The sequence below is a fragment of the Micromonospora rosaria genome (assembly GCF_001567585.1).
Classification (GTDB): Bacteria; Actinomycetota; Actinomycetes; order Mycobacteriales; family Micromonosporaceae; genus Micromonospora; species Micromonospora rosaria.
Window position 1 is genome coordinate 42,561 of the sequence record NZ_LRQV01000038.1, and the last position, 9,354, is coordinate 51,914.

At 73.7% G+C, this 9,354-nt stretch carries 5 protein-coding genes; 2 read left to right on the forward strand and 3 right to left on the reverse strand.

The genetic code is table 11. The features are described from left to right. The first annotated feature begins 2 nt into the window (after positions 1 to 2). Together AWW66_RS12985 and AWW66_RS12990 are read left to right on the forward strand one after the other, a co-directional pair. Complete coding sequence (locus tag AWW66_RS12985) at positions 3 to 3,134, forward strand: non-ribosomal peptide synthetase (RefSeq protein WP_211271932.1); 3,132 nt, start codon at positions 3 to 5, stop codon at positions 3,132 to 3,134. Then, the gene (locus AWW66_RS12990) at positions 3,131 to 3,394 is read left to right on the forward strand and encodes an acyl carrier protein (RefSeq protein ID WP_157527434.1); all 264 of its coding nucleotides are present in this window, start codon (positions 3,131 to 3,133) and stop codon (positions 3,392 to 3,394) included. The genes AWW66_RS12985 and AWW66_RS12990 overlap by 4 nt, the downstream gene beginning before the upstream one ends. A 55-nt stretch (positions 3,395 to 3,449) precedes the next feature. Here AWW66_RS12990 and eda read toward each other — a convergent pair whose 3' ends face one another. The 3 genes from eda to AWW66_RS13005 form a co-directional block, all read right to left on the reverse strand. Beyond that, positions 3,450 to 4,073, reverse strand: coding sequence for a bifunctional 4-hydroxy-2-oxoglutarate aldolase/2-dehydro-3-deoxy-phosphogluconate aldolase (gene eda / locus AWW66_RS12995; protein WP_067364832.1), 624 nt, complete (start codon positions 4,071 to 4,073; stop codon positions 3,450 to 3,452). Between the two features lie 264 nt (positions 4,074 to 4,337). Then, positions 4,338 to 7,640 carry a discoidin domain-containing protein gene (locus tag AWW66_RS13000; protein WP_067364835.1) on the reverse strand — a complete coding sequence of 1,101 codons (3,303 nt, stop codon included), beginning with the start codon at positions 7,638 to 7,640 and terminating at the stop codon, positions 4,338 to 4,340. A 45-nt stretch (positions 7,641 to 7,685) separates the two neighbouring features. Then, the gene (locus tag AWW66_RS13005) at positions 7,686 to 9,128 is read right to left on the reverse strand and encodes a glycoside hydrolase family 43 protein (protein WP_067364838.1); all 1,443 of its coding nucleotides are present in this window, start codon (positions 9,126 to 9,128) and stop codon (positions 7,686 to 7,688) included. Between the last annotated feature and the right edge of the window lie 226 nt (positions 9,129 to 9,354).

Consider the following 9,354-nt stretch of genomic DNA (forward strand, 5'->3'; position numbering starts at 1 on the left):
ACGTGGGCACCGTGGAGGCGACATCCGCACAGCACGCCGTCTGGTTCACCGAGCAGGCGGGGACCGCCGGGACGGCGTACCACATGGCGGTGGGCGTCCACCTCGACGCCCGGGTGGACCGCCGGGCGCTGCTGGCGGCCTGCGCGGCGGTCCGCGACCGGCACCCGGTCCTCGACTCCCGGGTGGTCACCGACGCCGACGGCGCGCCCCGGCTCGCCCCGCACGACGCGCGCCCGCCGGTGGCCCTCGCCGCGCTCACCGCGGGGCGGGTGGCCGAGGAACTCGCCCGGGGGTACGCCCTGCACGACGGGCCGCTGGCCCGGTTCACCCTGCTCACCGACGCCGACGGGCGGCACCTGCTGCTGGTCACCGCCCACCACCTGGTCTTCGACGGGATGAGCAAGGACGTGCTGGTCCGGGACCTGGCCGCCGCCTACGCGGCGGCGGTGGCCGGGCGGCCGGTGGAGCTGCCGCCGCTGCCCGACGGGTACGCCGGGCACGCCGCCGCCGAGCGGGACCGCATCGCCCACGACCTGCCGGCCGCCCGCGCGTACTGGGCGGGGCAGCCGGCGGTGCCGGCCGACGTGGTGCTGCCGGGCCTGGTCCGGGTACCGACCGGGGCCGAGCCGGGTGCGGTGGTCGACGTCGACCTCGGCGCGGAGCTGGTCGACGGGCTCGGCCGGGCCGCCGCCACCGCCGGGGTGACCCGCTTCGAGCTGCTCCTGGCCGTGCTGCACGTGCTGCTCCAGCGGTACGGCAACCGGGACACCCCGGTCGGGGTGGCGCTGTCCACCCGGACCCCGGAGCAGGCCGACCACGTCGGACTCTTCGTCAACGAACTCCCGGTCACCGCCCCGCCGGCCGGCGGCACGGTCGACGGGTACGCCCGGCAGGTCCGGGCCCGGCTGCGGGAGGTGTACCGGTTCCGGGCGGTGCCGCTGGCGCACGCCGTGTCCGGGCTGCGGCCGGCCCCGGCGCTGACCCCGGTCTCGATCGGCTACCGGCGGCGCGACGCCGAGGCGGTCTTCCCGGGGGTGGACAGCCGGGTCGACTGGACGCTCTTCTCCGGGGCGGCCCGCAACGCGCTGCACGTGCAGGTGGTCGACGCCCCGACCGGGATGACGGTGAGCCTGCAGCACAGCCCCCGGGTGATCGACTCCGCCGCGGTGGCCCGGATCGGGGAGCACCTGCGTACCCTGCTCGCCGCCGTGGTCGCCGACCCGGGGCGACCGGTGGCCGACCTGCCGCTGCTGCCCGCCGCCGAGCACGAGCGGGTGTTGCGGGACTGGAACGACACCGCGCGGGCGTACCCGGACGTGGACGTCCCGACCCTGTTCGCCGAGCGGGTCCGGGCCGATCCGGACGCGGTGGCCGTGGTGGACGGCGACCGTACCCTCAGCTATGCGGAGGTGGACGCGGCCAGCGCCCGGCTGGCCGACCTGCTGCGCGAGCGGGGTGTCGGGCCGGGCGCGCGGGTCGCGGTGGCGCTGGAGCGGTCCTGGCAGGCGGTGGCGACGCTGCTGGCGGTGCTGCGCTGCCGGGCCGCGTACGTGCCGGTGGACCCGGGTCACCCACGGGCCCGGCAGGACCTCGTGCTGGCCGACGCCGACCCGGCCCTGGTGGTCGCCACCGCCGACCTCGCCGCCGACCTGGACCGGCCGGTCCTCGTGCTCGGCGACGGCGCCCACCTGTTAGGAGGGGCCCCTTGTACTACCGGAAGCGTTAACAGGGGGCCCCTCCTTACCGGCGACCTGGCGTACGTGCTCTACACGTCGGGGTCGACGGGGCGGCCGAAGGGGGTCGCGGTCCCCCACGGGGCGCTGACCAACCTGCTGCTGGCGGTGCGGGACCTGCTGGACAGCCGGCCGGAGCACCGGTGGCTGAACCTCACCTCGCTGACCTTCGACATCTCGGCGGTGGAGGTCTGGCTGCCGCTGGTCACCGGCGGGCGGGTGGTGGTCGCCGCCGGGGTCGGCCCGCTGGACGGTGCCGGGGTGCTCCGGCTGGTGCGCGCGGCCGGGGTGACCCACGTCCAGGCCACCCCGTCCGGTTGGCGGGTGCTGGTCGAGGCCGGTCTCGGCGCGGGGACCCCGGAGCCGGTGGTCGCGGTGACCGGCGGCGAGGCGCTGCCGCTGCCCTTCGCCCGTGACCTGCGCTCCCGGGTCCACCGGCTGGTCAACGGGTACGGGCCGACGGAGGCGACGATCTACGCCACCATGGCGGAGATCCCGGCCGACCCGACCGAGGTGACCATCGGAGGTCCGCTGGCCAACACCCGGGCGTACCTGCTCGACGACGACCTGCGCCCGGTGCCGGTGGGGGTGCCCGGAGAACTCTGCCTCGCCGGGGCCGGGCTCGCCGCCGGGTACCTGGGCCGCGACGACCTCACCGCCGAACGCTTCGTCCCCGACCCGTACGGCGGGCCGGGTGAGCGGCTGTACCGCACCGGGGACCGGTGTCGGTGGCGGCCGGACGGGCGGATCGAGTTCCTCGGTCGCGCCGACGACCAGGTGAAGATCCGGGGGCACCGGATCGAGTTGGGGGAGGTCACCGCCCGGCTGTTGGAGCATCCGGGGGTGGCCGCCGCGACGGTGCAGGCGTACCGGGACCCGGAGACGGCGGAGACGAGCCTGGTCGGGTACCTGGTCCCCCGGGGTGACGCCCCCCAGCCGGCGGACCTGCGCCGGCACCTGGCGACCACCCTGCCGGCGGCGATGGTACCGGGCGACTGGGTGCTGCTCGACCGGCTGCCCACCGGGCCGAGCGGCAAGGTGGACCGGGCCGCCCTGCCCGCGCCCCGGCCCCGGACCGCGCCGGAGCCGACGACCGGGTCCGGTCCCCCGCCGGCCGATCCGCCGTCGGCGGCCGGGGACGGCGGGGCCGCGGCGGAGCCGGCCGCCGCCGACCCGCTGATCGAGGAGTTGCGGGTGATCTGGCAGGACGTGCTGCGCATCCCCGAGATCGGCGAGCACGAGGACCTGTTCGACCTCGGCGGTCACTCGCTGACCATCACCCGGATCAGCGGCCGGATCCAGCAACGGCTCGGGGTGGAGGTGCCGCTGGACACCTTTTTCGACACCCCGACCATCGCCGAGATCGCCGAGGTCATCCGAGCGTTCGGGAAGGATCGATGATGATGGAGCACACGGAGCTGCGGCAGCGGGTCGCCGAGCTGGTCGGCGCGGCCACCGAGGGTACGGTGCCGGTCGGGGCCGCCCTCGCCGGCGAGTCGCTGGTGGCGCTGGGCCTGGACTCGCTCGGCCTGTTGCGCCTGGTCGACGCGATCGAGCAGGAGTACGGCGTCGAGGTGGAGTTCGGCGGCCCCGGCCGGCTGGACACGCTCGACGAGGTGGTGGCGGCGGTGGCCGGCGCGGCGACCGCGACCCCGGGCTGACCCGCGTCGGGCCGACGGGCGTCGGGCCGCCCCAGGGTGGGGCGGCCCGGCACGGTCAGCGGGCGACCGCCTCGACGCTCTCCCGGACGAGCCGGGTGACCTTCTCGAACTCACCGGCGGCGAGGGCCGCCCGGGGCACCATCCAGCTCCCGCCGACGGCGAGCACCGAGGGCAGCGCCAGGTAGTCGGCGGCGGTGACCGCGTCGATGCCGCCGGTGGGCACGAAGGAGACCTGGCCGAAGGGCGCGGAGAGGGCGGCCACCGCCGCCGCGCCGCCGGAGGTGCCGGCGGGGAAGAACTTCAGCGTGTCGACCCCCGCGTCGAGGGCGGCGATGACCTCGGTGGCGGTGACCGCGCCGGGCAGGGCGGTCACCCCGTGCTCCTGGCAGCGCCGGACCACGGCCGCGCTGAACCCGGGCGAGACCACGAACCGGGCGCCGGCCCCGACCGCGACGTCCACCTGCTCCGGCGTGGTCACCGTGCCGGCCCCGACGGTGACCCCGCCGTGCGCGGCCATCCGGGCGATCGCCTCGGCCGCCACCGGGGTGCGGAAGGTGACCTCGGCGATCGGCAGTCCGCCGGTGGCGAGCGCGTCGGCGAGGGGTTCGGCGGAGGCGGCGTCGTCGAGGACGACCACGGGGACGAGACGGTGCCGGCGGAGCAGCTCGGGGATGGTCATGACACTCCCTGTGGGTGCGGGCGGTGGTCAGGCGGACGGGTACGTCGGCGTGCCCGGTGACGCCGGACCGGGCCGGGATTCGACACCGGACCGGTCGCCTCCGGCTCCGCGACGAAGCGTAACCGGCGGGTGATCACCGCCCGCGCCACCGCCGGCCGTGGTCCGACGGCCGGGACACCCGCACCCTCGGGCTACCGACCTGACGCGGTGAGGAAGGGGCCCCTGTACAACAGAAAGCGTTAACAAGGGGCCCCTCCTTACACCTCAGGCGAAGGCCTGCGCCTCCAGCAGGCCGACCGAGGCGGTGCCGCTGGTCAGCGCGATCCGCAGCCGGGTGGTGGCGACCGCCGGGAAGGTCACCTCGTTGTACCGGTCGAGCGCGGTCGGGTACCCGCTCGCGCCCGGCACGTCGGCGTACCCGTTGCCGGTCCAGTACTGGAGCCTCCAGGAGGCGGGCAGCCGTACCCCGCCGTTGTCGTCGAAGAAGTAGACCCGGGCCGACCGGAGGGTCTGCGGGGTGGGCCAGGTCAGCTCGGCCCACTGGGCGCCGGTCTGCGGCCAGGTCCCCCACCGGGGGTTGACCGTGTCGTTCGACGACGGCGGGTCGACCCCGTCGTTGAGCGCGGCGACGCTCTCCCACGCCGAGGTGTACGACGCGGACGGGGTCGCGGCGGTGGCGAGGTTCGTCCCCGGGCCGGGGCCGGGGCCGCCGCCGCCCCGCTGGTACACCTGCACCTCGGTCAGCCCGGTCTTCGCCCCGCTGGTGTGGGTGAGCTGCACCCGCAGCCGTGGAGTGGTGACCGGGGTGAACCGGACCCGGTTGAGGTTCGACCGGGCGGCCCCGGGGGTGCGGACCTGTCCCGGGGCGGTGACCCAGGTGCTGCCGTCGAGGTACTGCACGCTGTACGAGGCGGGTGGCCGATACCGGTTGCCGGCCCGGTCGTTGCGGACGAACAGCCACACGTCGTCGACGGTCCGGGCCTGCCCGAAGTTGATCTCGTACCAGTCGGTGGCGTTCGGCGAGCCGGCGGTGCCCCAGATCGGCTCGTTGATCGGGTACCCGTCGACCGCCGCCGCCGTGGACGTGCCCGAGGCGGTGTACGACGCGGTGGTGGCCGCGCCCCGGGCCAGGTTGGCCCCGGTACCGGTCAGGTCGGCGCCGGCCTTGGCGAACATGTCGACCATCCGGGCGGAGGTGTGCGTCACCTGCTGCGGCGCCTGGAGACCGGCGACGGCGGTGCGGTGGGTGGCGGTGCCGCCGGCCGGCAGGCTGACCGTGCCGGTGGCCGGGTCGTAGAGCACCCGGGTCAGCCGGTCGACGGTGAACGCGCGGGTGCCGTCAAGGTAGACCGAGTAGCCCTGCGGCACGCCGTCGTAGCGGGTCACCCCGTCGGCCGGGTCGTCCCACACGATGCTCAGGTCCATGTTGCGGTACCGCAGGTTGTTCACCGCGAAGTGCGACCAGCCGATGTCGATCGGCGAGAGTTCGATCTGGGTGTCGGTGCGGGGCCGCAGCCCGGCCACGTCCTCGACCACCGTCCAGTTGCTGCTGCCGAGGATGTTGTGGTGGATCCAGGACCGGTAGTCGATGGTCCGGGTGGTGGCGTTCCAGTTGGCCCAGAACTCGTTGGCGTCCGGCCACTGGGTGTTGCCGCCGACGTACTGCGCCCAGGTGTTCCAGTAGAGCAGCTTCTTGTAGTCCTCGGCGGACATCCACTGGTTGGGGTAGGTGCGCAGCACCGAGGAGTAGAGCCGGAACTGCACGGTCGAGTTGATGGTGGAGAAGTTGTTGCTGCCCGGCTGGCCGGCCGCCGCCGCGGCGGCCTTGTCCCGCTGGTTGGCGGTGAAGAACGGGAAGATCGGGTACTCGGCCGGGTCGGCGAACAGGCGCAGGGCCTGCCGGTACTGCTCGGTGGTGGGCATCAGCCCGACCGCGTACGGGTAGTAGTTGTTGATCTCCTTCCACGGCACGTGGGTGTTGGTTCCCACGTGCTTGTGCTCCAGCAGTTGCCGGGACGGGTTCCACAGGGTGGTGATCACCCCGGTGCGGATCCGGTCGGCCAGCGTCTGCATCTCGGCCGCCTTGGCGGTGTCGCCGACCAGGGCGTACGCCTGCTGCGCGGCGAGCGCGCCGCTGTAGACGTAGGCGGTCTCGGCGCGGTCCAGGTTGCCCGCGCGCCAGTGGAACGACACCGCGTCGGCGTCGTTGCCGGTCATCGCGCCCCAGTCGTACTCGATGACCCCGTTGTTGTTGGTGTCGTACGTGGCGAGCTGCCCCTTGACGTCGCCCTCGGCGTACCGGGCCAGGTGACCGGCGATGACCGGCTGCCCACCGTGGATCTGGTAGCTGCGCCAGGCCGCCTCGGCGATGTACTGGGTGTACGAGTTGGACCAGTTCTCCGGGTCGCCCGGGTTGTCCATGAACCGGCCGCCCTTCGACGACTGCCCCACCGACAGCCACGGCCCGTACGACCACACCGGGTTGCGCAGGTACTTCAGGTCGTCGATGTGCATCGGCTGGGTCAGCGCGATGGCGTTGTTGTAGCCGGTGACACCCTCGATGGAGACCGGGAACTGGAAGTCCTGCCCGGGGATGTCCACGTCGAGGTGGTTGAAGCGCATCAGCCACCAGCGGTAGTAGATGTTCTTCTTGATCGCCGGATCGGGCACGTCGACGTACGGGATGTTCTCCGCCCACCAGCGGTTGTACGCGCGCACGTGGGTGGCGAAGGCGGTGGCCGGGTCGTACTGCCGGTAGGTGTCGTACTCGGTGCGGGACTCGGGGATCTCCTCGGTGACGAAGCCCATCTGGACCTTGGTGGTGACCCGCTGCCCGGCCGCGAGGGTCACCGAGCGGTTCAGCCCACCGCTGGTCACGGTGAACCCGTCGCCGGACAGGCGCGGGTAGAGGGTGGTCAGGTTGTTCTTCACCGCGCGGGTGCCGGTCAGCTCGCTGCCGCTGCCGGTGGTCGCGTACGGCGAGGTGGCCCGAAGCTGCATGGTGGCGGCGGCGGTGCCGGTGTTGACCAGGGTCAGGTTGGTCACCGCCACGTTCTGGTGGGTGACGAACTTGCTCACCTCGACCCGGACCGCGCCGCTGGTGTAGACGCCCTTCCAGTGGCTGGGCGACTGCCAGCGGCTGGCCACCTGCTCGGTGAAGGTTCCCGGGGTGACCGCCACCGCGTAGGCGTTCTGGCTGCTGATGTTGTCCCAGTACGCGGCGTTGCCACCGAAGCCGATCACCGACGGGTTGTGGGTGTACATGAACATGCCCCGGCCCCGGGTCATCAGCCAGGGCCCGGCGGGGTCGTTGCCGGGGCGGGCGAGCAGCCGGTCCATCCAGAAGTCGGTGCCGCCGCTCTCGGCGTCGTAGATGGCGCGCATGGTGTCGCCGGTGCGCAGCCCGACCGGTGGGGCGGGCACGGCCGGTCCGGTGAAGGTGGGGTAGCCGATGGTCTGCGCGGCGTGCGCGGGCGTCGGGGCCGGCACGGTCAGCGCGCCGACGGCGAGGACGGCGGTCAGGGCCAGCGCGGTGGGCGCGCGGCCACGGGTGGGGACACGGAACACGGGGTCTCCTCCGCGGGGACGGGTGCGGACGGTGGTGGGGGCCGGTCAGGGCTGGTAGGCCAGCCACTCCAGCAGTCCGGTGGAGTAGCCGGCGCGGGCGGTGAAGACCAGCCGCAGCCGGGTGGTGCTCACCGTGGTGAAGGTGGTGACGTTGTACGTGTCGGCGGCGACGCCGCAGGTGGACTGCCCCGGCACCGGCGCGTACGCGCTGCCCGTCCAGTACTGCACCTGGCAGGAGGCGGGCAGGTCGATGCCCTGGCCGTCGTCGAACCAGTAGGCGGCGGTGCGGTTCACCGACCGGGCCGAGGGCCAGGTGTACTCGACCCACTGGGTGCCCTGCTGCGGCCAGTTGCCGTACGCCAGGTTGCTCCGGTCGGCGGAGTTCGCCGGCACTCCCCCGTTGTTGATCGCGGAGAGGTTCTCCCACGCCGAGACGTACGAGGTCGAGGCGGTCGCCGAGGGGGCCAGGTTGGTGCCGGCCGGCGGGCCGCCCGGGTTGCCCCCGCCGGGGTTCGGCGGCGGGCCGGTGGTGGTCTGGACGACCTTCTGCATGGTGCCGTCGGCGTTGAAGAAGAGCCGGTCCACCGCGACCGAGCGGCGGAAGTTGCCGCCGCCGGGGGCGTTGGCGTTGTGGTAGACGATGTACCACTGGCCGTTGAACTCGACCACGCCGGCGTGGTTGGTGGTGGAGGAGACCCGGTCAAGCACCACGCCCCGGTGGGTCCACGGGCCGAGCGGGTTGGTCGCGGTGGCGTACCGCTGGCAGGCGTAGTTCGAGTCGGTGACGCAGCCGGTGGTGTCGTTGGCGGCGTACATCATGTAGTAGAGGCCGTTGCGCTTGAACATCCAGGGGGCCTCCCAGAAGTTCGTCAGCCCCTGCGGGGTGAGCACCGGCCCGTCCAGTTCGATCATGTTGGGCTTGAGCTTCGCGGCCCGCGCGCCCCAGTAGCCGCCCCAGTAGATGTAGGCCTGGCCGTCGTCGTCGGTGAAAACGGTCGGGTCGATGTTCAGGCCGGAGGAGTTCGGGGTGCTGTCGCTGATCAGCGGGCCGCCCTTGGCGTCGGTGAACGGGCCGAGCGGGCTGTCGCCGACGGCCACCCCGATGTCCATCCAGCCGGCGCCCCGGCCGTTGACCGAGGTGTACCAGTAGTACCTGCCGTTGCGCGGCTCCACCTCGCTGGCCCAGGCGTCCGCGCCGGCCCAGCCGAACGTGCCGACGGTGGCCCGGGGGCCGTGGTCGGTCCAGGTGGCGGCGTCGGTGGAGGAGAGCACCCGCCACTCGCGCATGACGAAGGCGTTGGTGCCGGTGGGCGCCTCGTCCCGGCCGGCGTAGACGTACAGGGTGTTGCCGACCACCAGGGGCGCGGGGTCGGCGGTGTAGACGGCGGTGACGATCGGGTTCGCGGCGTGTGCGGGCACTGCGGGCACGGTCAGGCCGAGCACGGTGAGCGCGCTGGCCGCGGCGACCACGCGCCATCGGACGGACATCGGGTTCCCCTCTCCACTTGATCGACATATGTCGATATGTTTGCCCGGTTTCCCCCCGGGAGGACCGGGGACCGGTGGTCAGCCCTGGACCACGCCGGGAGCGGACCCCGGCGTGCGGTGGTGCGGCGCAACGACGCCGCGCGCCGGACCGGGTACGGCCCCGGGGTGCGCCCCGGCGGTCGGCGTGCGGGGGCGACCCGGACCGTGGCGCGCGACCCCGGTCGTG

Coding starts and splice junctions, on each gene's coding strand:
- AWW66_RS13005 (WP_067364838.1), bottom strand. CDS start 9,128: ATGTCCGTCCGATGGCGCGTGGTCGCCGCGGCCAGCGCGCTCACCGTG.
- AWW66_RS12990 (WP_157527434.1), top strand. CDS start 3,131: ATGATGATGGAGCACACGGAGCTGCGGCAGCGGGTCGCCGAGCTGGTC.
- eda (WP_067364832.1), bottom strand. CDS start 4,073: ATGACCATCCCCGAGCTGCTCCGCCGGCACCGTCTCGTCCCCGTGGTC.